Annotated in this window: 18 protein-coding genes; 5 read left to right on the top strand and 13 right to left on the bottom strand. The window is 59.3% G+C overall.

The window, feature by feature from the left end; translation table 11 throughout:
• Positions 1-6: 6 nt before the first annotated feature.
• On the bottom strand, positions 7-615 hold the full coding sequence (gene lexA / locus B9Q17_RS13155; RefSeq protein ID WP_036219354.1) for a transcriptional repressor LexA: 609 nt from the start codon (positions 613-615) through the stop codon (positions 7-9).
• 169 nt (positions 616-784) lie between these two features.
• On the opposite strand from lexA, the gene B9Q17_RS13150 reads away from it, so the two are divergent.
• Genes B9Q17_RS13150 through B9Q17_RS13140 form a run of 3 tightly spaced genes read left to right on the top strand, consistent with a single transcriptional unit; the run spans position 785 to position 3,241 of the window.
• On the top strand, positions 785-1,786 hold the full coding sequence (locus B9Q17_RS13150) for an amidoligase family protein (RefSeq protein ID WP_094625565.1): 1,002 nt from the start codon (positions 785-787) through the stop codon (positions 1,784-1,786).
• The gene (locus tag B9Q17_RS13145) at positions 1,779-2,537 is read left to right on the top strand and encodes a gamma-glutamyl-gamma-aminobutyrate hydrolase family protein (RefSeq protein WP_425268625.1); all 759 of its coding nucleotides are present in this window, start codon (positions 1,779-1,781) and stop codon (positions 2,535-2,537) included. The genes B9Q17_RS13150 and B9Q17_RS13145 overlap by 8 nt, the downstream gene beginning before the upstream one ends.
• 8 nt (positions 2,538-2,545) lie before the next feature.
• Positions 2,546-3,241 carry an SIMPL domain-containing protein gene (locus tag B9Q17_RS13140; protein WP_244177392.1) on the top strand — a complete coding sequence of 232 codons (696 nt, stop codon included), beginning with the start codon at positions 2,546-2,548 and terminating at the stop codon, positions 3,239-3,241.
• A 6-nt stretch (positions 3,242-3,247) separates the two neighbouring features.
• Here B9Q17_RS13140 and B9Q17_RS13135 read toward each other — a convergent pair whose 3' ends face one another.
• Together B9Q17_RS13135 and B9Q17_RS13130 are read right to left on the bottom strand one after the other, a co-directional pair.
• Positions 3,248-7,042 (bottom strand): translocation/assembly module TamB domain-containing protein, encoded by a 3,795-nt coding sequence (locus B9Q17_RS13135; RefSeq protein ID WP_244177391.1) that lies wholly within the window; start codon positions 7,040-7,042, stop codon positions 3,248-3,250.
• Positions 7,039-8,880, bottom strand: coding sequence for an autotransporter assembly complex protein TamA (locus B9Q17_RS13130; RefSeq protein WP_482805298.1), 1,842 nt, complete (start codon positions 8,878-8,880; stop codon positions 7,039-7,041). Before B9Q17_RS13130 ends, B9Q17_RS13135 begins: the two co-directional genes overlap by 4 nt.
• A gap of 35 nt (positions 8,881-8,915) precedes the next feature.
• Between B9Q17_RS13130 and B9Q17_RS13125 the strand changes: the two genes are divergently transcribed.
• A complete protein-coding gene (locus tag B9Q17_RS13125) occupies positions 8,916-9,923 on the top strand; it encodes a hypothetical protein (RefSeq protein ID WP_094625563.1) in 1,008 nt (335 codons plus the stop codon).
• A gap of 99 nt (positions 9,924-10,022) precedes the next feature.
• Here B9Q17_RS13125 and B9Q17_RS13120 read toward each other — a convergent pair whose 3' ends face one another.
• On the bottom strand, positions 10,023-10,679 hold the full coding sequence (locus B9Q17_RS13120) for a GntR family transcriptional regulator (protein ID WP_094625562.1): 657 nt from the start codon (positions 10,677-10,679) through the stop codon (positions 10,023-10,025).
• A 153-nt stretch (positions 10,680-10,832) separates the two neighbouring features.
• Between B9Q17_RS13120 and B9Q17_RS13115 the strand changes: the two genes are divergently transcribed.
• Positions 10,833-12,575: an FAD-dependent monooxygenase gene (locus B9Q17_RS13115; protein ID WP_094625561.1), complete on the top strand. Its 1,743-nt coding sequence runs from the start codon at positions 10,833-10,835 to the stop codon at positions 12,573-12,575.
• 77 nt (positions 12,576-12,652) lie between these two features.
• On the opposite strand, the gene B9Q17_RS13110 is transcribed toward B9Q17_RS13115, so the two are convergent.
• The 9 genes from B9Q17_RS13110 to B9Q17_RS13070 all read right to left on the bottom strand — a co-directional run bounded on the left by B9Q17_RS13110 (position 12,653) and on the right by B9Q17_RS13070 (position 21,961).
• Positions 12,653-13,795 (bottom strand): DcaP family trimeric outer membrane transporter, encoded by a 1,143-nt coding sequence (locus tag B9Q17_RS13110; RefSeq protein ID WP_154707644.1) that lies wholly within the window; start codon positions 13,793-13,795, stop codon positions 12,653-12,655.
• A gap of 142 nt (positions 13,796-13,937) precedes the next feature.
• On the bottom strand, positions 13,938-15,233 hold the full coding sequence (locus B9Q17_RS13105) for a TRAP transporter large permease (protein WP_094625559.1): 1,296 nt from the start codon (positions 15,231-15,233) through the stop codon (positions 13,938-13,940).
• 11 nt (positions 15,234-15,244) lie between these two features.
• Positions 15,245-15,751, bottom strand: coding sequence for a TRAP transporter small permease (locus B9Q17_RS13100; RefSeq protein ID WP_094625558.1), 507 nt, complete (start codon positions 15,749-15,751; stop codon positions 15,245-15,247).
• A 67-nt stretch (positions 15,752-15,818) separates the two neighbouring features.
• Positions 15,819-16,958, bottom strand: coding sequence for a C4-dicarboxylate TRAP transporter substrate-binding protein (locus B9Q17_RS13095; RefSeq protein ID WP_167373030.1), 1,140 nt, complete (start codon positions 16,956-16,958; stop codon positions 15,819-15,821).
• Between the two features lie 314 nt (positions 16,959-17,272).
• Complete coding sequence (gene dmpG, locus B9Q17_RS13090; protein ID WP_094625556.1) at positions 17,273-18,301, bottom strand: 4-hydroxy-2-oxovalerate aldolase; 1,029 nt, start codon at positions 18,299-18,301, stop codon at positions 17,273-17,275.
• Between the two features lie 12 nt (positions 18,302-18,313).
• Entirely contained in the window at positions 18,314-19,249 is a 936-nt protein-coding gene (locus B9Q17_RS13085; RefSeq protein WP_094625555.1) for an acetaldehyde dehydrogenase (acetylating), read from the bottom strand.
• A gap of 30 nt (positions 19,250-19,279) precedes the next feature.
• Positions 19,280-20,074, bottom strand: a complete 795-nt coding sequence (mhpD, locus tag B9Q17_RS13080) for a 2-keto-4-pentenoate hydratase (RefSeq protein WP_094625554.1) — start codon at positions 20,072-20,074, stop codon at positions 19,280-19,282.
• Positions 20,075-20,108: 34 nt separating this feature from the next.
• A complete protein-coding gene (locus tag B9Q17_RS13075) occupies positions 20,109-20,978 on the bottom strand; it encodes an alpha/beta fold hydrolase (protein ID WP_094625553.1) in 870 nt (289 codons plus the stop codon).
• Positions 20,979-21,019: 41 nt separating this feature from the next.
• Entirely contained in the window at positions 21,020-21,961 is a 942-nt protein-coding gene (locus B9Q17_RS13070; protein WP_094625552.1) for a 3-carboxyethylcatechol 2,3-dioxygenase, read from the bottom strand.

Raw genomic sequence — 21,961 nt, 5'->3', positions numbered from 1 at the left:
GCCTGTTCAGTGAAGATCGGAGCGCCGGATTACACCCACACCAAGACCTTCGATAAACAATTCCTGCTCACTCAGATCCACTTCGATAGGAGCAAACTCTTCGTTCTCCGCAATCAGCCAGACCCTTGAGCCTTCACGGCGGTAGCGTTTAACGGTAACTTCCTCGCCCACCCTGGCCACGACTACCTGGCCATTGTGAACATCCTGGGTGCGATGCACCGCCAGCAGGTCGCCATCCAGGATGCCGATATCCTTCATACTCATGCCCCGCACCCGCAGCAGGTAATCTGCCGAGGGCGAGAAGAAGTCCGGCTTCAGGGTGCAATGATCTTCCACATGCTCCTGCGCCAGGATCGGGCTACCCGCTGCTACCTGACCAATGACCGGCAACCCCAGATCCGGCTCAGCCTCCGGCAGGCGAATACCGCGGCTGGCGCCCGGCACCATCTCGATCGCACCTTTGCGAGCCAGCGCCCTGAGATGCTCTTCCGCCGCATTGGCAGAGCGGAAACCCAGCTCGGCAGCGATTTCTGCGCGAGTGGGTGGATAACCGGTTTCATCCAGATATCGCCGGATAATATCCAGCACCTGGGACTGTCGGGCGGTCAGCTTCATGCTTTTTCTCCGGGGTTGTTCGTCCTGGTTTTTTATACAGTTATTTGACTATATACAGTGTTTTATCCAGTGTAAAGTCCCTGTGCAGTTTCTTTCCTTTGGGTAACGGGACACGGCGCACGCCTGTGTTAAGGTGACCTGAAACGAAGCAAGGGGATGCAAACACTCCATGAACGCAGCCAATCGTTGCAAGATGCCGGAAAGACTGAAAGACCACGAAGGTGAAGAACGCCGCGTAGGGGTCGAAATCGAGCTTTCGGGGCTCGGTTACGAACAACTGGTGCAGCATGCCGCCCGCTTGCTCGGCGGATCGCCGGAGCTGACCTCACGCTACGTGACAGCTCTGGACACCGAACATGGCCGCTTTACCATCGAACTGGACTCCGATCCCATCAAGGAGCTGGACCTGGACGACGAACGCCTGCCGCAATCCATCCGGGAGCTGGGCAGCCATGCCATGGATGTGATCGACTTTGCTGCCGAGAAGGTCGTTCCGCTTGAGATTGTCGGCCCGCCACTGGCGTTCTCGAAACTGGAGCTGATCGAAACCCTGATGGATGAGCTACGGGAACTGGGCGCCGAAGGTAGCCGTGAAACCATCTACTTCGCCTTTGGCCTGCAGCTGAACCCGGAATTGCCGGACCTGGAACCCGCTACCCTGGTAGCCTACCTGCAAGCCTTTGCGGCCCTTTACGACTGGCTTAAAGCCCGGCACCAGCTGGATATCAGCCGCAAGTTCACCACCTATATCGAACCCTGGAGCAGCCGGTATACCGAGAAGCTGATGGCGGATGACTACTGCCCGGACCTGGAAACCCTGATGCGGGATTACCTGCACTACAACCCCACCCGCAACAAGGCCCTGGACCTGCTGCCGCTGTTCGCCCATCTCGACAAGGAACTGCTGGCAGGCTACGTGAAGGACCCCAGGATCAAGAGCCGCCCTACCCTGCATTACCGCCTGCCGGACTGCGACATCGACAACCCGCGCTGGCATTTCTCCACGGTGTGGAATGACTGGGTGGTTCTGGAGCAGCTGGCCGCACATCCGGAAGACCTGGCCGATTTACGCAGCCGGTTCCGGGAAGCCCAGAAGTTCAGCTTCCACAACCTCACCCATTCCTGGCGTGAGACCACGGACAACTGGCTGAAACAACACGGTTATGTCTGATTATCAGGGCAACGACATGCCGATGGCAGAAGAGCTGCCGGAGAAGCCGGGGCTGACCATCGGCATCAGTGGCCCGGTGCGAAGAAGCCTGGCGCACCGGCTGATCAACCTGGCCTTGCGCCTGCACGGTGCCAACACCCATTACATTCGCCCCGGCAGTCATACCGACGTATCCCTGCTGGACGGGCTGGTGCTGTCCGGCGGCACCCACGTACACCCGGAGCTTTACGGGCAACAGCCCCAGGTAACGGCCCGGTACGACCGCAAGCGGGATTCCACCGATCACCGGCTACTGATTCAGGCCGAAGCCATTAATATTCCGGTGCTGGGCATTTGCCGGGGCGCACAGTTTATCAATGTGTTCCACGGCGGCACCCTGTGCCAGAACGTGACTCCGCTGCGGGAACATACCCGCCACCGGCCACTGTTGCTGCCCCTGCAAACCGTACAACTGGTGAAAGACAGCCGGCTGGGCCGGTTGATGCCTGCCACGGTGATTGGCGCCAACCGCATTCACAGCCAGGCCATCAAACGGCTGGGCCGGAACCTGCGGGTAACGGCCCTGGACAACGACCGGTTCGTACAGGCCATTGAAAACACCGGAGCCCAGTGGCTGATGGGCGTGCAATGGCATCCCGAGTACCTGCTTTATCACACCGGCCACCGGCATATTTTCAGCCACTTTGTGCATGCCGCCCGGGGCAGAAAACTGGAAAGACTGGAAAGCCGATATTCGGCCTTTGATCAATAAGGAGTTTGATGATGGTATCGCTGAAACACCCCCTGGCACTGACCGCCGCCCTGTTAGCGACCGCGGCCGTGCCCCTGGCCGCCAATGCCGGCGAAGTCAGCCTGACCGGCGAAGGCGTGGTGCGTTACAACCCGGACAGCGCCCGCCTGCAATTCTCGGTTTCTGCCGAGCACAGGCAACCGCAAAAGGCTTCCGCCCAGGTAGCTGACACCATGGACAAGTGGCGTAGCGCCATCAAAAACTGGCGAGACCAGTTGCAGGACTACTCCGACGCGGATGTAAACCTGTATACACGCACCCTGCCGGTTCAGGAGAAAGGCAAGGAGCCGGAACGGGTCTCCGTCGCCAGCCAGACCGTGAGCTTCTCGATCAATGACCTGGAACTGCTGAACCCGCTGCTGGAGCAGGCCAATAAACTGGGCCTCCAGTACAACCTTGGCAGCCACCAGTTTTTCCATTCCGACGAGCAGGGGCTTGAGCAGCAGGCGCTGGCCCGGGCCATCGAGGACGCCCGAAACCGCTGCCAGTTCGTGGCGGAGCAGCTGGACAAAACCTGCGGCGAGGTGGTGTCTATCAACATCAACGGTGGGCACCGGCCCGTGCCGATGATGATGGCAGAAGCCAAGTCCGCCCGGGATACCGTCTCGAGCGTGGGCCCCCGTGAGATTCAGTCCAGCGTGAGCGCCACCTTCGAACTGGACTGAACCGGGTCAGAAATTACGGGTATAGAAGATATCGAGGGAGGCCGCCAGCCCGCTGGCCGCCTCCAGATAGAAATACTTGCCCAGGTCATAGCGCAGCGCCACGGTCGTGATTGGCTCGAAAATACCCACCCCGTAGCGCAGGCTGAGCTCGTCGGTAATGTAACCACTGGCCACTACGGCAGACTGGTCGCCAGAGCCTTCCGCTTCCAGGGTCAGGTTACGAATACCCAACTCGTCTCCGATACTCTGGGTTATACCGCTGGCCTGGTTTAGCCCCAGCGAAATCGCCGCCCGGCTCATCTGGCCTTCATCCCCCTGGCTCTGGGGGGCCCGGCCGAGAATGATGTAAGACAGCGCATCACTCTGGGGCATGGACGGCTCCGAGAACACTTCCGTGGTCGGCGCGTTCACCGGCCCGCTCAGGCGAATACCCGCCACAACGGTATCGACGGTGCGCACGGCTTCAACATCCAGGTACGGCTCGGCCAGAGACCCCACAAAGATGATCCGCGCCCGACGCAGGTCCAGGTCTTGCCCGAAGGCTTCGTAGCGGCCGTCCACCAACTGCAGGGTGCCGCGGGTATCCATGTTGTTGCCAATGCGAAGAGTACCCTCCAGGTTGCCGGTTACATCAAAGGCATTGAACGATACTTCGTCTTCACCCACCACTACGGTGATATCCATCAGCATGGTGCGAATGGTGGGCTCTTCCTGCTCGACACCGACAATGACTTCGTCCTCGGATACCGAAACCGCCGATGGCGGCAGGCCCTTGATTTCGATATCACCCCGGGGCACATCCACCCGGCCTGACACCGCCAGCTCACCGGCGCGGAAAGCAATGGTCAGATCCGGGCCCACTTCTACCCGGGCATAGGGCTCGACCGAAACCGGCAGCCGCTCGCCGCTGATATTCAGCTGGACTTCAGGTTCATCCTGCCAGTCCAGGTAACCGCCCAGCTCGCCACTGCTGCGATCGTTACTCTTCCACCGGCCGCTGATGTCGGCCCGGTTGCCCAGAAATTCCAGCACCAGCACGATGTCTTCCATGGGCAGCGGCAGGCCCGGGTCGAACACCCGGCCGTCGGTGAGCGCCAGTTCCCCTTGCACCTGGGGCCGGAACAGCGGGCCAGACAAAGTCCCCTGACCATTGACCTCGCCGGCCACCTCTTCAATGCCGGCAAAGGCCGACAGGAAAGCCAGGTTCAGATCTTCCAGGTTGAAGCGGCCATCGATGGGCCGGCTTTCGGTATTCGGGTCCACCGCCAGTTCCAGGTCAAAGCTGCCCAGTTCCGGGCCCCGGAGCGCCATGGCCAGTTCGGCGTTTTCAGGCTTTAGCCGGGCTTCCAGGGTCAGGGATTCATGCTGCAGGGTTTCCCAGTCATCCAGGATCAGGAACTCGAAGGCCCCGCCGCCAGCATCAAGACTGATCAGGCCATCGGGGCCCTGTTCGGTGAGTGCCAGGTCAATGTCTGCATTCAGGGACGCCTGCCAGCGAAAGGTTTCCGGGAACAACGGCGCCAGCGCCTGCATGGGGAACTGGCGAATCTGATAGGCGATCCGGGTATCCGGCAGCAGCTGCTGGTCGTCGGCACACACCGAGCTGGCCTGCCAGCGCCAGCAGTGGGCGCCAAACAACACTTCGCCGTCAGCCGTGTAATCCAGGCTTGCCGGCGCTTCCAGCCGCCAGGTTTGCTCCGGGCCGGGCACATCAATTTCGCCCCGGGCCAAGGCGCCCTGCCAGCTGTTCCAGGCGTCACCCAGGGCGCCGGCGAACTTCAGCGCCACCGAGGCTTCCGGGTGCTGCACAGTCAACGCCAGCTGGTGATCCGCCCGGGTACCATCAAGATCTGCTGTCACCGTAGCCAGTTCCTGTCCAGCGACACGCAACTCTTCTGCGTTGAGGCTGGCATCCAGCACGCCGCCACTGGCAAGGCTGGCATCCAGTTCCATGTTTTCAATGCGCAGCAGGTCCTGCCATTCGAATTCACTGGCATCAAGCGTCACCTTGCCCGTGGGATCCTGCGCCGAGCCCGCCAGGTCCACCCTGGCCGAGAAGCGACCGGCCAGGCCGGGCAGCAGACGGTCCGGCTGCGGCAGGTTCACGGTCAGGCCGGCGCCCAGGCTCTCACCGTAGCGCCCCTCGCCTTCTATCCGGTTCTCCGCTATCGCCACCAGCAGATCCTGCACGCGCCAGTCGGTACCATCGCTGCTAAGTTTACCCCGGGCGGTGGCCGGCTCCTGCTGCCAGCGACCTTTCAGGTCCCAGTCGGCGGTCATTACCGGCAGGCTGTCCGGCACCAGCCGGCCCTCGGAATTGACCTCACCGTTGAGGCTGGCTTCCAGCACCGGCACCCAGTAGCCAGGGTTGAACTGATCCAGCAGCAGCCGGGCCTGCCAGGCCAGCTGATCCGCGAAGGCCAGTTCGGCATCGCCGGTCAGGGAACCTGCACCGGTGGTCATATCCAGCTGTGTGATGCGAACCGCTTGCAGGTCTCCGTTCAGGGCTGCGGTAAGCTCCGCATCGCCTTGCGGACCTCTCACCGCCGCCTGTAAATCGGCGTTGTAGTTGCCATCGTTGTACTCAACATTCCCTTCCAGCCGGTTCACGGCAACCGGTGGCGGCTCCAGCCCGGGAATCAGTCCGAACCAGGGGAAACGGTCAAGGGCCAGGTCGGCCTCTGCCTGCAGGCCACCAGACCAGCTCGCGCTGCCCTGAACTTCCAGGGTGCCCGGAGCGTCGGGCTGTTCGCCGGAAGGCTGTGTGGCCGCCGGCCCGGTCATGGTCAGGACCAGGTTGTCGACACCACCGGTTGTGACCAGGCCCCTGATGACAGTTTCGATGGTGCCGGTTGTACCGGGAAGGTTGGCACTGGTACGGGTACGGAAGCCGTTGGCAAGGGAACCGTCCAGCGACACCACCCAGTTTTCCAGGGTCAGGGTTTCCGGCAGGGTGTCGTAGGCCAGGAAGCTCTCTGACTCAATGGTGAGCGCCGCCGGCAACTGCGCTGCCAGTGGCTGCACGGTGCCGTTCAATTGTGCGTTAAGATAACCGCTGCTGGTTCCGGACACCCGAAGATCCCGCACGCTGCCCGCCAGGTTGGCCGCGATCGTCCAGCTGTCTCCGCTCGGGGGTGGCAACTGTGCCGTAACATCGAGATCCACCGGCCAGTCCCGGCGCATTTCAGCACGGCCACTGGCAGTCACCCGGATCTCGCCCAGCTGGTACAGGGCGTGGTTTACGGTAAGGCTGGCGCCGGATGCTTCACTGCGCAGCTCCACCTTGTCCCAGATGGGGCTGCCGTTCAGCTTAAAGGGCCCCAGTTGTACATCCCCCACCACCAACGCCACCGGCAGGTTGATAGCGGGCAGGCTGATATCACCCCGTTCTGTGTCTTCCGCGGTATCGGACGGCTGAACCGTGACATCGATCTGTTCGGCTTTCAGGGTATCCAGGCACAGGGTCTTTTCGAACAGGCAGCTGGGAGACCAGTCCACTTCCGGCGCCAGCAACAGTACTTCCACGCCATAGCCGCGCCATTCCAGCCGTTCCGCCTGCCACTGGCCCAGCAGGGAACCCTGGTCCGCCTCGGTTTGCAGCCCGGGAATCTGGTCGATGGTCCAGGCTGTGCCGGTATCGGTCAGCAGCGCCAGCAAAACAATAGCCACCAGCACCAAGGGCAACAGCAACACCAGCAACACAATCACCAGCGGCCAGAACCACCAGCGTTTGTGTCGGGGCGGCCTGGCTGGCGCTGCGCCATGCTCCGGCTGCGGAGGTGTCTGATTCGTTTCGGTCACAGTTCCGGCCCCATGGAGAAGTGAATCCGCCAGCCGCCGCCGAACTGGTCATCCATACCCTTGGCCACATCCAGGCGCAGGGGGCCCACCGGGCTCACCCAGCGAATACCCATCCCAACGCCGGTAGCCAGGGGATCAAAGACATCATCCACCGCATTACCCTCATCAATAAAGGCCGCCACACGCCAGTTGCGGACAAACTCGTACTGGTATTCGGCGCTTCCCACCACCATGTAACGGCCACCGATGACCACATCATCCGAGTCTTTGGGTGCCAGGGTTTCGTAGCCGTAGCCGCGAACGCTCTGGTCGCCACCGGCGAAGAAACGCAACGAAGGCGGGACATCCCGGAAGCTGTTGGTGGCCACGCCACCGAAATTGAAGCGGGCGAGAAACCGGTGCTTGCCGGCCAGGGTATAAAGCCCCTTGGCCAGGAAGTTCACATGCAGGATATCGGCATCCGAAATCACCGCCCGATGGGCCCCGGTCACGTCGAACTGAAGGCGATACCCCCGGGACGGGTCGAGCGGCGAGTTAGCGTGCAGCTTGGAATAACTGACACCCGGCAATAACAGGCTGGAGTTACCCTGCCCTTCCTCACCAATACTGAAGCGCTCCCCTTCCCAGCGCATGGACAATATCTGCATCCAGCCGTTGTCCAGCTGGTGGCTCCACTGCTGGCCGAAGGTGAGCCTCTCAGACTCCACATCTTCAATATGTTCGCGCTGGTAACCGGAGGTCAGGCGGATGGCATCCGTCATGGGCGGATCCAGCGGCAGCTCGTACCAGCCGCTCACGCTCTGGCGTAACTCGGACAGTTCGGTGTCCGCGCCCCGGCGGTGCCCCATGGGATTGATGTAGTGTTCCCGCCAGTTACCCCGGAACCGGGGGCCGACGTCTGTCGAAAAGCCAACACCGGCGGCCACGGAGCGCGGCGGCCGGGGCGTCAGGGCGATATCGACAGGGATTACCCGGTCTTCTGCCTTTGACGGCGCGGCGTCTACATCCACCCCGGAGAAATAGCCACTGTTGGACAAGTCGTTACTGAGTTTTGCCACTTCATCGGCATGGAACGGAATACCGGGCGCGAAAGTAACAAACTGCTCCAGCAGGTTCTGTTCGAACTCATGGCCTTCCAGAAAGGTGACCTTGCCCAGCCGGTAGCGTTCGCCGGATTGGTACTCCAGGGTGATGTCAGCGGCGTTTTTGGCGGGATCCACTTCCAGCCGGCGGGTCAGGAATTCGCCCTCGAAATAGCCCAGCCTGTTGGCCGTGTTCTGGATAGACTGGCGCAGGGCATCGTACCGGCCATGGTGCAGCACATCGCCTTGTGCAGGCGTTTTCGGGAGGTTCTGCCGGAAGTCTTCCTGTGCACCATCCGGCCCTTCGATCATTACATTGCGGGAGCGGATAAGCACCGGCTCGCCGGGAATGAGGGTAAGCACCAGCTCCGCCGGTTCATCGCCGGCTTCTTCTACTGTCCAGCGTACCTCGGGATTGTAATAGCCCAGCGCCCGGGCCGCCTCTTTCACCTGGGCAATCGAGGTGTTGGCATAACGGCGCAGGCCATCGGCAGTGCGGCCTTCCACTTCGCCGACAAAGATCTGGGCGTTGTCCTGGAGGTTATCCACATCGCCCTCAACCTCCACCCGAACCTGGCTGGCGAATACGGCAGGGGTAAGTACCAGCATCACCAGGCCCGGGCTGATGGTGGCAAGGCGTTGTAAGGTTCTGGCTAACAGCATGCTGGTTTTAATGGCGTCCGATCCGGTGTCCGGGCTGATTCCCTGAAACAGGTTGCTGAGTTTACCGACTGAATAGGCTAACCTTCCAGTCACTTAGCTTTGATATTGTAGGCCCCAAGGTAGCCCGGATGCTCAAGATAAACCGAGAAAACCTCAAATCTAGCCACCAGCTCACCTGGTTCATCATCGACTTTGTGATGCTGGGGCTGCTGATCCTCAATCTCGCGCTGATTATCTGGGACTCGATTTATAACTTCGTAGCCGTACAAAACCTTCTGAAAGACTACGCCCCGGTTATTCAGGAGCTTTACCACCCCATCCACGAACGCTTCATTTTCTACGACCTGATCTTCGTGTCGATCTTCCTGGGCGAGTTTGTCCTGCGCTGGGGCTACTCCATCAAGGCCCGGGTGTATGACCGCTGGTATTTCTATCCGTTCATCCACTGGTACGACCTGGTGGGGTGTATTCCGGTAGGCAGCCTCCGCTTTCTGCGGGTGCTGCGGATTATTTCCATTATTTACCGGCTGCACCAGTACAAGATCATCGACTTCACCAGCACCCGCCTGTACCGGTTTGTCATCTTCTACTACGAAGCCTTTATGGAAGAGCTGTCTGACCGGATTGTACTGAAGGTGCTGAGCGGCGTGCAGGATGAGGTGAAACGTGGTTCGCCCCTGTTCGAGCGTATCCAACACGACATTCTTTTCCCGCGGCGGGAAATGTTGTCTGACTGGCTGTCCGAAAGGGTCGCCCAGGCCGCGAAGCAGGGCTATATCCCCAATCGGGGTGCGCTGCGGGTTTACCTGGAAAACCGGGTAGACCATGCCCTGAAACAGAACCTGGAACTGTCACGCCTGAAGTACCTGCCGGTCGTGGGTCCGACCATTCAGGACACCCTGGAAAATGCCGTGGGTGACATCGTGGCCAACGTGGTGCACCAGATCCTGGATGACCTCGCTTCATCCACCAACCACGCCTTTATTGAAGACATCGTTAACGTGTTCCTGCCTGAGCCCGGCGAAGGGCTGACCGAAGAGGGCGAGAAAGAGGCTTTGATCACCCTGATCCTGGAGGTGATCGACGCCATCAAGGACCAGGTACACGTAAAACACTGGCGGGAGAACCTGCCGTAACGGGATCCCTCACTTTGCGGCGCCCGGCGGCCAGGGGGAGTTTGCGCCTTCGGCGGGGTGCGGCTGCACCCTCTCTCCTGCGAGGGGCTGGATTATATATCAATCCACCTCGGTTTGCAGAGCTTCAACTACCTGACTCGCTACACTGTCGATGTGCGCTATGGCTGCATTACGGGCAACGGTGGCATCACCCTCTGCCACCCCACGAATAATACCCTGATGTTCATCAGTGGCATCGCTCAGGTGCACTTCAAACCCGCAACTCTGAACAATAAAGAAGTCTGACAACTCGAAATTGGCCATCTGCTGACGCGACACAAGAGGCGAGCGGGCCATCTGGTGCAGCTGGTGATGAAACTCTTCGTTCAGCTTGCGGTAACTGGTATCGGCATCGCTGTGGGCCGGGTTGATCTGGCCGATTTTTTCATTGATCTCTACCAGTCGCCGCTTTTCATCCTCACTACCCCGCTCTGCCGCCAGCGCCGCAATCAACCCCTCATTGGCCGAGAACAATCGGTAAAAGTCGCTTACTGCACGGCTGTCTGGCCGGTACACGGTACAGCCTACCTGGGCAGTGATTTCCACAAACCCGCGCTCCTGGAGGTTGCTCAGCGCCGACATGATGGGCTGTCGGCTTACGCCGGTTTCCTCTGAGAGCTCCTTCACCACGATTTTCTCGCCAAACCGGTACTGGCGGGTCATCAGTTTCTCGAGGATGTGATCGTAGATGGCTGCTTTCTTGGTGGACTTGTTCATCAAGGTGTCGGGCCTTTGACTGAGCGCTTTCGGGTGCCTGCATTCTAGCGTGCCAGCAGGCACAAGCAATAAATGCGGGTCTGGTTATTGATTGCACGCGCCAAAACTAACATGCTAGCATTCTAGAATGCAAAAAAGGAGCAGGAGAAAACAATGACAACCCCACAAAACTACGATACTGACGTGATGATCATCGGCACCGGCCCCACCGGCGGCATTACCGCCCTGGCCCTGGCTACCTACGGTGTGCGAGTGCACATGGTGTCGATGTTCAACTGGCTGGCTAACAGCCCCCGGGCGCACATCACCAACCAGCGCGCCATGGAAGTATTCCGGGCCCTGGGCATTGAAGGCGACATCAAGCGCCACGCCACCCCCTGGGAGAAGATGGGCGATACCCTGTTCACCACCAGCCTGGCCGGCGAGGAAATCGCCCGCATGCGCACCTGGGGTACCGGCGACTTGCGCAAGGGCGATTACATCAAAGGCAGCCCCTGCCCGCTGGTAGACATCATCCAGCCGGAAATGGAGCCGCTGGTTCTGAAGCATGCCGCAGCACGGGGCGCCCAGGTCACACTGAACACCGAATACCTGCGCCACGAACAGGATGCCAATGGCGTGACCGTGTACCTGAAAGACCGGATTCGCGGCGAGGAGTATTCCCTGCGGGCGAAGTACCTGGTGGGAGCAGACGGCGCCAACTCCAGGATTGCCCAGGAGATCGGCCTGAACATCGAGGGCCAGATGGCCCGTGCCGGCACTGTGTACGTGCAGTTCAAAGGCGACCTGAGCCGCTACATGGAGCATCGCCCCAGCATTCTGAACTGGATTGTTACCCCGGAAGCCAGCTTCGGCGAAATCGGCATGGGCCTGCTGCGGGCGGTGAAGCCCTGGACTCACTGGATCGCCGGCTGGGGCTTTGATATCTCCAAGGGTGACCCGGACACTTCCGAAGAGACCATCCTGTCCCAGATTCGAGCCCTGGTGGGCCACGACAGCTTTGTGCCGGAAATCGAGAAAGTCTCCACCTGGTACGTTAACCAGGCCTACGCCACCGAATACTCCAAAGGCCGGGTGTTCTGTGGCGGCGACGCTGTCCACCGCCATCCGCCCTCCAGCGGTCTGGGTTCCAATACCTGCGTTCAGGACGGCTTCAACCTGGCCTGGAAACTGGCCTTTGTACTCAAGGGATATGCCAAGCCGCAGCTTCTGGAAACCTATTCCGACGAGCGCCAGCCGGTGGGCAAGCAAATTGTGCTGCGGGCCAACCAGTCCCGATTGGATTACAAGCCACTGAGTGACTGCTTTGGCTTCAAGGAAGGCGTGAACACCGTCGAACAACTGCTGCAACGCTTCCGCGATCCCTCTCCGGAAGGTGCGAAGCTGCGCTCAGACCTGCTGGATGCGCTGGAACTGAAGAACTACGAGTTCAATGCCCAGGGCACTGAACTGAACCAGCGTTACGCCTCCAGTGTGGTGCTGTCAGAGCCGGGAGAAGAGGAATGGCAGGCAGACCCGCAATTGCACCTGCAAGCCACCACACGCCCGGGCGCCAAGCTGCCCCACGCCTGGTTGATTGACCGTACCGGCAACAAAGTGTCTACGCTGGATGTGCTGGCAGAAGGCAAGCTGACCCTGATTACCGGGCTGTCTGGCACGGCCTGGAATGCCGCCGTTGCCGAACTGGATGCCCCCTACCTGGAATGCGTGGTAACCGGCGACCCGGACAGCAATGACGTTTATTGCGACTGGCAGCGTATCCGCGAAGTGCACGAGGCAGGCGCGGTGCTGGTGCGGCCGGACGGCTATGTGGCCTGGCGCAGCGTAGAGCCGGTGTGGGATGAAGAGCAGGCCCGCAACCAGCTAACCGGTGTGCTGGCAAGCCTGCTGGGCTGAACAGGAAAGCACTACAACCAACAAGGCCGCTCAATTTGAGCGGCCTTGTTGGTTTTACCGGTTGGGTTGGGTTCGGATCAGAATGCGTACTGAGCCATACCCTGCAGGCGCAGCGCGTTGCCACGGTCGCCTTCCCAGGTTTCACGCTCGTGATAGGCCGCTTCAACACCGAAGGTGATCTTCTTCACCGGAGACCAGATGTAGTTCAGGTGAGTAGAGCGGAACTCTTCGTTGGCCTTGTCAGCGCCGGTCAAGCCGTCGTTCACTGCATCGTCCCAGTCCGCCTTGGCAAAGGCAGTACCCAGGGTGATCGCACCCGGACCTACTTTCAGGGTTGCCGCCAGGGTGCCGCCGGTGGCTTCAATGGTTTCCACATTGCCATCAACCACGTATGCCGGTGCACCGGGGTTCAGGTTCAGGTAGCCGCCTACACCATCACCGTGTACCACGCTGGCACGCAGAGTCAGGGCATTGGTCACTTCCTGGGCAAGGCCGAAGGACACACCCCAGCCGAAAGCGGAATCATCGTCTGCACCATTATCCACTGACAGCTGACGCATTACCGCTGCTGCGTGGTAGCTGGTAGCGCCACGGCTGGCGTACTTAACCGTGAAGTCGGGCATGCTGTTCTTGGCACTTTTGGCTACATCCGCTGCCGTTTCCACTACCTTTCCACCAAGATTACCAGCCTCTTCCAGCGCAACAGACAAGTTACCTGTGGTGTAACGCAGCTGGGCCTGGCGGGTGTTGGACGTACCTACCGGCACGCGGAAATCCACGGTCGGGTAAATACCGGTAAAGCCGGGGAAGTTGGTCCAGGTCTGGCCGGCCAGGATGCCTTTCCATTCGCCGTAGGCGTGGCGCAGACGCAGTTCACCGCCGGCAGGGCCACCGCCAAAGAAATCACCTTCCACAACCGTCTTCAGCTCACTGCCATCTTCCAGTTCGGTGACAGTGGAAAGACCAAGACGGGACTGGTTGGCATCGGCCTGGAAGTGACCTTCTGCGCCATCGCTGTTCAGGCCAATACGCTGGGGAATCAGCAGCGGGCCGAGATCCGCATCCACGTCGTAAATCATGTTCAGTTCGGCAAAGCCATACAGCTTGGCCTGGGTGCCATTTACATTCAGGTCAACTGCTGCAGCACTTACGCTCACAGCCATCAGGGACAGGCCTGTAGCCAGGCTACGTGCGGTAACGAATTGGAAATCACGTTTCATAGTGTTGTCATCCATTGTAGTTGTCGGTCATACACGGTTGTTTTTATGAAAAAAAGGCACAGCGATACTCTGGAGCAATACCCTCCCGTTTTTCGTCAAGAGTGATCAGATGAAAAAAAGACGGCCGAAGCCGTCCAACGAGTTACTCAGAAAGGATCATCACAAACTCCGGCGCGAACACCATGAGAGCAACGATAAGGAGGTCCGCCACCAGGAACAGGGTGACCCCGCGGAAGATATCCACCAGTGAGGCATACTGGGATGCCACACCACGGATAACGAAAATGTTCATGCCCACCGGCGGAGTAATCATGCCGATTTCCAGCAGTTTGACCACCAGGACACCAAACCAGATCAGCGACACGCCGAAATCACTCAGCACCGGCAAGAAGATAGGCAAGGTAATCAGCATGGCACCGAACGGCTCCATGAACAGGCCGAGAATCAGGTACACCACCACAATAGCCAGCATCAACTGCAGGTAGCTCAGCTGCCATTCTGCAAGCAGGTCGCCCACCGCACCAGACACGCCACTCAGGCTCAGGAACACGGTAAACATACTGGCGCCAATACCGATGATCAGCAGCGAAGACGTGGTCGACAGGGTTTCCAGCAAAGAGGTTTTAAAGGTGGACAGATCCAGGCGACGAAGCAGTACCGAAATAATAATGGCACCGCCAGCACCGATGGCACCAGCCTCGGTAGCAGTGAACACACCGGAGAACATGCCACCAAAGATGATGATACCCAACACCAGTACCGGCCAGACTTCCCGGATTGCCTGGGCAACGGTGTAGTCCAGGGCACCTTCCTCATGGCGGGGCACCACATCCGGCCGGAAGAAGCTCACCAGCATGATCACAATACTGTAGGCCAGCGCGGTGACCAGGCCGATGACGATACCACCCAGAAAAATGTTGGTGATGGAGGTCTGGGTAAAGGTTCCGTAGATAATCATCAGAATGCTGGGCGGAATCAGGGCACCAATGGTGCCGCCGGCCGCAATGGTGCCGCAGGCGAAGCTCGGCTTATAGCCGGAACGCACCATCTCCGGGATGGCAATTTTACCCATGGCGGCCGCACAGGCTACGCTGGAGCCGGACACCGCGGCAAAGCCGGAACTGGCGACAACGCTGGAAATAGCCAGGCCACCCGGCAACCAGCGAAACACCACCTTGGCGGCATTAAAGAGACCCGCTGTCAGACCGGTGTGATAGCTGACAAACCCCATCAGCAGAAACATGGGCACCGCACTGAGCGTCCACTTGGAAAGAAAATCGTAGGGCTTGGAAGCCAGCATGCTGACCGCCACGTCTGAGCCCATCATGGCGGCAATGCCACCCATCGATACGCCAATCAGCGCAATGGCAACCGGCACCCGCAGGATCAACATTACCAGCAGGACGCCAAGACCAATCAGACCTGTTTCAAGAAACATAGCGGAATACCTTACGCGGCTTCAGACGCCGATTGGGGGAACAACAGAAGCGGAATTCTCACCAGACAGACCAGCGCTGCCAGGCCGAAACCGAAAGGCAGGGTAAAGTAACCGGGCCAGACGATGATCTGGGTATCCAGGGCAACAATGTAGGCCCCCACATCGTACTGTTCGATCGCCTTTTCCCAGGTACTGATTGCCAGTATCGAGTAAACGCCAATGCAGACAACAGCAACCAGCACATCGATAATTCGCAGCCCCAGCTTGCCGAACAGGCCCGAAAAGGCTTCTACCATGATCATGAAACGCTTGCTTTCCACCCACGCCAGGGGCAGGAGCACCAGCATCAGCATGTAGTAACGGGTCACCATTTCCAGGGTTGCCGGCACCGATATGTCAAACACCGTGCGGCCGATAATATCGGCACAGATGTGCACCATCATGGCCAGTACACCGATCATGCCAAAGTACGACAGAAATCCGGTGAGTCGATCGGTTATGCGGGAAAGCGTATTCATAGCGCCCTCAGCTTCTCATTGGAAAAACGGCCATCAGAACGATGGCCGTTGACCAGACCAGTATGGTTTACTGACCGTAGGTTGCCAGATCGATTTTGGAGAGAATTTCAGACTCATACAGCGCAACAACGGCATCTTCGCTGCCATCTGTGTCAGCAATCAGGCCTTCCCACTTTTCAACGAGAGCCTTGAAACGCTCAACTTTCGCTTCCGCACCGGTAATACCGAAACGCTCTTCAGAGCTGGCAGCGGCATCCACCAGGTCGTCATCCTTGAACTTCAGTGTGGCGTCAACCAGGGACTGTTCCGGTTCGAGGATTTCCAGGCCGTTTTCCTGTGCCACGCCCTTGCCCTCGGCAACCATTTCAAGCCAACGTGCAGTGGTACGAACGTTGGCGACAACAGACGCTTTCATCAGCGCTTCACGGTCTTCCAGGGACAGCCCGTTCCAGACGTTGTTACGTACTGAATGGTTGGCCAGGGAATGGAAAGTACCCATGTCCAGCAGGGTGATATGGGTAATCACCTCACCCAGGTTGAACGAGATCACGTCAGAAATAGAAGTCACAGTGCCATCAATAACCCGCTGGGACAGCGCTTCAAAGGCTTCACCGGTTGCCATGGTGACGGCTTTGCCACCCATGGCTTCTACCCAGCGCGCGTGCTGCGGGGTAGCGGTGCGCAGGCGCAGACCGTCCAGGTCTTCCGGCTTGGTGACTGGCTTGGTGGTCAGTACGCTGTAAGGGTTGGCATGGGAGTTGGTGTAAACCACGCCCAGCTTCTTGAATTCGTCCTGGCAGTCATCACAGGTAAGGATGTACTCGCTCATTGCAGCGGCAGTTACCTGGGGATTCTGGTGGCCCAACATGGACAGGTCACCCACCAGGTTAAAGTTCGGCAGGTCAGCCGGGAAGTAAGCTGGCAGGAACAGGCCCACCTCGACCATGCCACTCAGAATAGAAGCGCGCATGTTACCCAGGGTGGTAATTTCAGTGCCGAACAGGCGACCGCTCAAACGACCGTCGGAATACTCAGGCAGCAGTTCCTGGAAATCAGTGTACAGGGGATCGTGTGCCGGATGCAGCGGCGGCAGGCCAGAAGCCAGGCGGAGTTCCTTGGCGGAAACGCCAGCGGTCAGCGTGGCGGCCAGAGCAGCACCAAACAGGACTTTAGCGGCTTTCTTCACGTAGGGTAATTTTGTTGTCATAGTCATCACCTATTTTGATCATGTCGTGGACTGAGGCGGTATGCCGCAATCATCGGGCCAAGCTCCAACAAAACGATTTGGCTCTCTGCCTTTGATGCTGGTCAATAACAGCTTTTGCTTTGTTGGTAGAATCCCTGATAAGTATTTGTGCCAATCCATCAGGCACGCAGTATAAAAACTGACAAAAGTCAGCCTCAACGAAATTCGTTCACTCCGTGCACCTGGTGCACAATATTCCTACCCAAAAAATAAAAAGGGCCGGCGAAGCAGAGCCCGGCCGGCCAATGAGGGGTCACAACAACGCCTCTTACGAGTTACTTGCCCTGCTGCTTGAGCAGATCCAGTGCAACGTCAACAATCATGTCTTCCTGGCCACCCACCATCCGGCGCTTGCCCAGTTCAACGAGAATATCCACAGTCTTCAGGCCATACTTCTGTGCAGCCACTTCGGAGTGACGCAGGAAGCTGGAGTACACGCCGGCATAGCCCAGGGCCAGGGTTTCACGGTCCACACGCACCGGGCGATCCTGAAGCGGGCGCACGATGTCGTCAGCGGCATCCATCAGGGCGTACAGATCGGTACCATGCTCCCAGCCCTGCTTGTCGAAAGCGGCAATGCACACTTCCAGCGGCGCGTTGCCGGCACCGGCACCCTGCCCTGCCAGCGAGGCATCGATACGGTCACAGCCTTCTTCCACGGCAACCATGGAGTTAGCGACACCGAGGGCCAGGTTGTGGTGAGCGTGGATACCGGTCTGGGTATTCGGGTCCAGCACGTCTTTAACGGCGCGGAACCGGTCGCGGATATCGTTCATGTTCATCGCGCCGCCGGAGTCCACCACGTAGATACAGGTAGCACCGTAGCTTTCCATCAGCTTGGCCTGCTCGGCCAGACCCTGAGGAGTCTGCATGTGGCTCATCATCAGGAAGCCCACGGTGTCCATGCCCAGCTTGCGAGCGTGCTCGATGTGCTGTTTGGACACATCCGCCTCGGTGCAGTGGGTGGCTACCCGGACAATGCGTGCACCAGCCTTGTAGGCGTTATCCAGGTCATGAACAGTACCAATGCCGGGCAACAGCAGGGTTGCGATCTGGGCATGCTCGATCACTTCTGCCACGGCTTCGATCCACTCCAGGTCGGTGTGGGCGCCAAAGCCATAGTTAAAGCTGGAGCCTTGCAGGCCGTCGCCGTGGGCCACTTCGATGGAATCCACCTTGGCCTTGTCCAGGGCACGGGCGATGTCCTGCACGTTCTTGATGCTGTACTGGTGGCGTACGGCGTGGCTGCCGTCGCGCAGAGTCACGTCGGAGATGTAGAGTTTCTTGCCAGGGTTAAAAGTCATGTTTCAATCTCCTCAGTTAATCAGTGACTCGGCGATGCGCTCGGCTGTGCCCAGGGCCGCAGAGGTCATGATGTCGAGGTTGCCGGCATAGGCCGGGAGGTAATGGGCGGCGCCTTCCACTTCCAGGAACACCGACGTCTTCAGGCCGCTGAAGTGACCCAGGCCCGGAACATTAAGGGGCTGGTCTTCCGGGATTACATCAAACTGCACCTTCTGCTTCAGACGGTAGCCCGGGACGTAGCTTTGTACGGCCGCAGCCATCTCTTCCACAGACTTCTCTACTTCCGCCTGGTCTGCTGCATCCGACAGCACGTAGACGGTGTCGCGCATCAGCAAGGGCGGTTCGGCCGGGTTCAGGATAATGATGGCCTTGCCCTTCTGGGCGCCACCGACCACTTCGATGGCCTTGGAGGTAGTTTCGGTGAACTCGTCGATGTTGGCGCGGGTGCCCGGGCCGGCAGACTTACTGGAAATCGATGCCACAATTTCGGCGTAGTGCACCTTGGCCACGCGAGACACGGCGGCCACCATCGGGATGGTGGCCTGGCCACCGCAGGTGACCATGTTCACGTTACCTTCGCTCAGGTTCTGCTCCAGGTTCACCACCGGCACGCAGTAGGGGCCAATGGCCGCGGGGGTCAGGTCGACAATCTTGATGTTTTCTTTGTGGCCACGCAGAAACACTTCGTTGTGCATGTGCGCGCCGGCAGAGGTGGCGTCAAATACGATGTCGATGTCGGCAAATTCCGGCATCTTCACCAGGCCGTCCACGCCTTCGTGGGTGGTGGCCACGCCCATGCGCTGGGCACGGGCCAGGCCGTCGGATTCCGGGTCGATACCGACCATGGCGCCCATTTCGATGTGCTTGCCGTTACGCAGGATCTTGATCATCAGGTCGGTGCCGATGTTGCCCGAGCCGATGATCGCTGCTTTGATTTTCTTGCTCATACTCGTTTTCCTCAAAAAGTCCGGTAGGCCTTATTCGGCACTGAATGACACGCCAACCTGGCCAATGCCTTCGATGACGGCCTCAAACCGGTCGCCGGCAGCCACTGGGGACATAGGCCCCAGTGCACCGGTCAGAATGATGTCACCTTTACGCAGGGGCTCACCCAGGCTCGCCATTTTGCGAGCCAGCCATACCGCAGCATTCAGGGGGTTGCCCAGGCACTCTGAACCGTCGCCGGCGGAGACTTCCTCGCCGTTACGGGTCATGGTCATGGCGGCCTTGCGCAGGTCTACACCGTCAATACGACGGGCCGGACCACCCAGCACAAAGCAGCCACTGGAGGCGTTGTCGGCCACGGTGTCCACAAAGCGGATGTTCCAGTTTTCGACACGGCTACCGACAATTTCCAGCGCCGGCATTACCCAGTCCACTGCAGCCACCAACTCAGCCAGTCCGGTATCTGCCCGGGGCAGATCTTCGGCCAGCACCAGGGCGATTTCCGCTTCCACTTTTGGCTGCAGTACACGGCCAAAGGGCACTTCTTCGTTATCGCCGTAAGCCATATCGGCATACAGGGTGCCGAAGTCCGGCTGATCCACGCCCAGCTGGGCCTGTACTTTCGGGTTGGTCAGGCCGATCTTGCGGCCGACAATGCGGGCACCGTTGGCGCAGGCATGGGCCACATTCAAACGCTGGATCTGATACGCCGCTTCCGCGCTGTCTTCGCCGATCTGGTCACGCAGCGGCGGCACCGGTTCACCGGAAACTTCGGCCTGGCGCAGTTGTTCCGCCAGCTTGTCCAGAACCTGTTGATCTACACTCATTTCAACGTCCTTCAAGGCTATCTGTGGCTGGCGATCAGTTGATGCCGTGCTTCAGGAAGTCCAGAACCATGCGGTTGAACTTGTCAGCATATTCCCACTGCACCCAGTGGCCACAGCGATTGAAGATGTGCAGCTCAGAACGCTGGATGCCGTTCACCAGGCGAATACCGGTATCCATGGGTACAAAGCGATCATCGCGACCCCAGACAATCAGGGTTTCGTTCTTGATCTCGCCCAGGCGATGGCCTACATCCGGGAACTGCTTGGGGTTGGCCTTGGTGCTGGCAACAAAGTTTTCCAGGTGATCCTTACGGGCCAGGATGTTGTCCAGGCGGGTCTGGAACAGCTCTTCGGTCAGGTTGCTGGTGTCGTAAACGAAGATGTCCATCATCTCTTTGAGATTGTCCATGTTCGGTTCACGGTACAGCTTGCCGATGCGCTTGATGCCTTCGGCCGGCATCGGGGTGAACAGGCTGCCGCCACCGGTGCCGCCACCCATAAGGATCAGCTTGTCCACGTGTTCCGGGTATTCCAGGGTAAAGGCTACAGCGCTGTGGCCACCCATGGAGTTACCGATGATGTGAATCTTGTTCAGGCCGAGCGCATCCACCAGACCTTTCAGAACACGGGCGTTCAGGTGGGAACGGGAACCGTCGTTCACGATGGTGTCGCTTTTGCTCCAGCCCGGGCAGTCCATCAGGATCACCCGGTAGCCGGCGTCGGTCAGGGGCTGGATGTTGCGGTTGAAGTTGGCCCAGCCGCTGGCGCCGGGGCCGGAACCGTGCAGCATCACAACCACTTCATCACCGGCTTCGGTGTCGTTGTAGTGGATGTTCAGGTCCGCATCGCCTTCACGGATGGTCACAAACTTGCTGGTACCTGCTTCGGTCCATTGCTGTGTCATATTCTTTCCCCTCGAATTTATGTGTTATCGGGCCTGAACACTCAGGCCTTGGCTGCTGTCAGTGCGCCGTACCCGGCAATCCACTCAGGAATCGGCCGGTAATAACGGGTTTCTTCGGCGTAATCGCCGAACGCAGCCATTGCGGCGGCCGCAGCCACCCAGTTCTTGACTTCATGGGTCGACTTGCCGGCCTTGTCAGATACTTCCTGGTTGCTCACGCTGTCGAGTTCCGTCAGCTTGCCGCTGGCAACCACTTCCAGGAACCACTGGTCCCACTCCGGGTTAAGCGGGTGCAGGGTATTCTGGTCGTCCACAAACTTGCGAGCTGCCTCGATCACCCGGCTGGTGCGCAACTCACGCTCTTCTTCCGGCAAGTCACGGCCACTACCCAGCAGGCGGTCTTTCATATGGTCATTGGCGGTGGCCAATTCCGGTACCGGTGGCTGGTGCGACAAACCACCGGAACCGATAATCAATACCCGTTTGTTCAAAGATGCTGCCCAGCGACCCAGCGCATCACCCAGCAGGCGAGCCCGCTGGAAAGACGGCAGCGGTACCGCCACCGAGTTAATAAACACCGGAATCACCGGAACCTTGTCCAGGCCACCGAGCAGGAACTCCAGCGGCTGGGAGAACCCGTGATCCACCTGCATCTTGTGGGACAGCGCCACATCTACCCCGGCGTCCATTACCTGCTGCACGGCCTGCTCAGCCAGCTCGGTCGGCACTGGCAGGTCACCGGCAGCCGTTCCGAAATCGCCGATCGCGTAGGCCTTGGTACCAACGCAGAACGACGGCATGATGTCGTAGAAGAAGCCGTTGTAATGGTCCGGCGAAAACAGCAGCACCAGCTCCGGGTCAAACGCTTCTATGCGCTTGCGGGCGGCGGTAATCACGCCGTCCACTTCGTCCAGAATCGGCTGCTCCGGGTCCACATGCCCTACCAGCGGAGTATGGGACAAACATTGCAGTAACGCCGTCAT

Source organism: Marinobacter vinifirmus, from assembly GCF_002258215.1.
GTDB classification, from domain to species: Bacteria; Pseudomonadota; Gammaproteobacteria; order Pseudomonadales; family Oleiphilaceae; genus Marinobacter; species Marinobacter vinifirmus.
Note: the sequence above shows the minus strand (reverse complement) of the source record. Positions and strands in the feature narration are given on the sequence as shown.

Coding starts and splice junctions, on each gene's coding strand:
- B9Q17_RS13120 (WP_094625562.1), bottom strand. CDS start 10,679: ATGAACAAGTCCACCAAGAAAGCAGCCATCTACGATCACATCCTCGAG.
- lexA (WP_036219354.1), bottom strand. CDS start 615: ATGAAGCTGACCGCCCGACAGTCCCAGGTGCTGGATATTATCCGGCGA.
- B9Q17_RS13145 (WP_425268625.1), top strand. CDS start 1,779: ATGTCTGATTATCAGGGCAACGACATGCCGATGGCAGAAGAGCTGCCG.
- B9Q17_RS13075 (WP_094625553.1), bottom strand. CDS start 20,978: ATGACACAGCAATGGACCGAAGCAGGTACCAGCAAGTTTGTGACCATC.
- B9Q17_RS13100 (WP_094625558.1), bottom strand. CDS start 15,751: ATGAATACGCTTTCCCGCATAACCGATCGACTCACCGGATTTCTGTCG.
- dmpG (WP_094625556.1), bottom strand. CDS start 18,301: ATGACTTTTAACCCTGGCAAGAAACTCTACATCTCCGACGTGACTCTG.
- B9Q17_RS13105 (WP_094625559.1), bottom strand. CDS start 15,233: ATGTTTCTTGAAACAGGTCTGATTGGTCTTGGCGTCCTGCTGGTAATG.
- B9Q17_RS13110 (WP_154707644.1), bottom strand. CDS start 13,795: ATGAAACGTGATTTCCAATTCGTTACCGCACGTAGCCTGGCTACAGGC.
- B9Q17_RS13095 (WP_167373030.1), bottom strand. CDS start 16,958: ATGACAACAAAATTACCCTACGTGAAGAAAGCCGCTAAAGTCCTGTTT.
- B9Q17_RS13085 (WP_094625555.1), bottom strand. CDS start 19,249: ATGAGCAAGAAAATCAAAGCAGCGATCATCGGCTCGGGCAACATCGGC.
- mhpD (WP_094625554.1), bottom strand. CDS start 20,074: ATGAGTGTAGATCAACAGGTTCTGGACAAGCTGGCGGAACAACTGCGC.
- B9Q17_RS13070 (WP_094625552.1), bottom strand. CDS start 21,961: ATGACGGCGTTACTGCAATGTTTGTCCCATACTCCGCTGGTAGGGCAT.
- B9Q17_RS13125 (WP_094625563.1), top strand. CDS start 8,916: ATGCTCAAGATAAACCGAGAAAACCTCAAATCTAGCCACCAGCTCACC.
- B9Q17_RS13140 (WP_244177392.1), top strand. CDS start 2,546: ATGATGGTATCGCTGAAACACCCCCTGGCACTGACCGCCGCCCTGTTA.
- B9Q17_RS13115 (WP_094625561.1), top strand. CDS start 10,833: ATGACAACCCCACAAAACTACGATACTGACGTGATGATCATCGGCACC.
- B9Q17_RS13150 (WP_094625565.1), top strand. CDS start 785: ATGAACGCAGCCAATCGTTGCAAGATGCCGGAAAGACTGAAAGACCAC.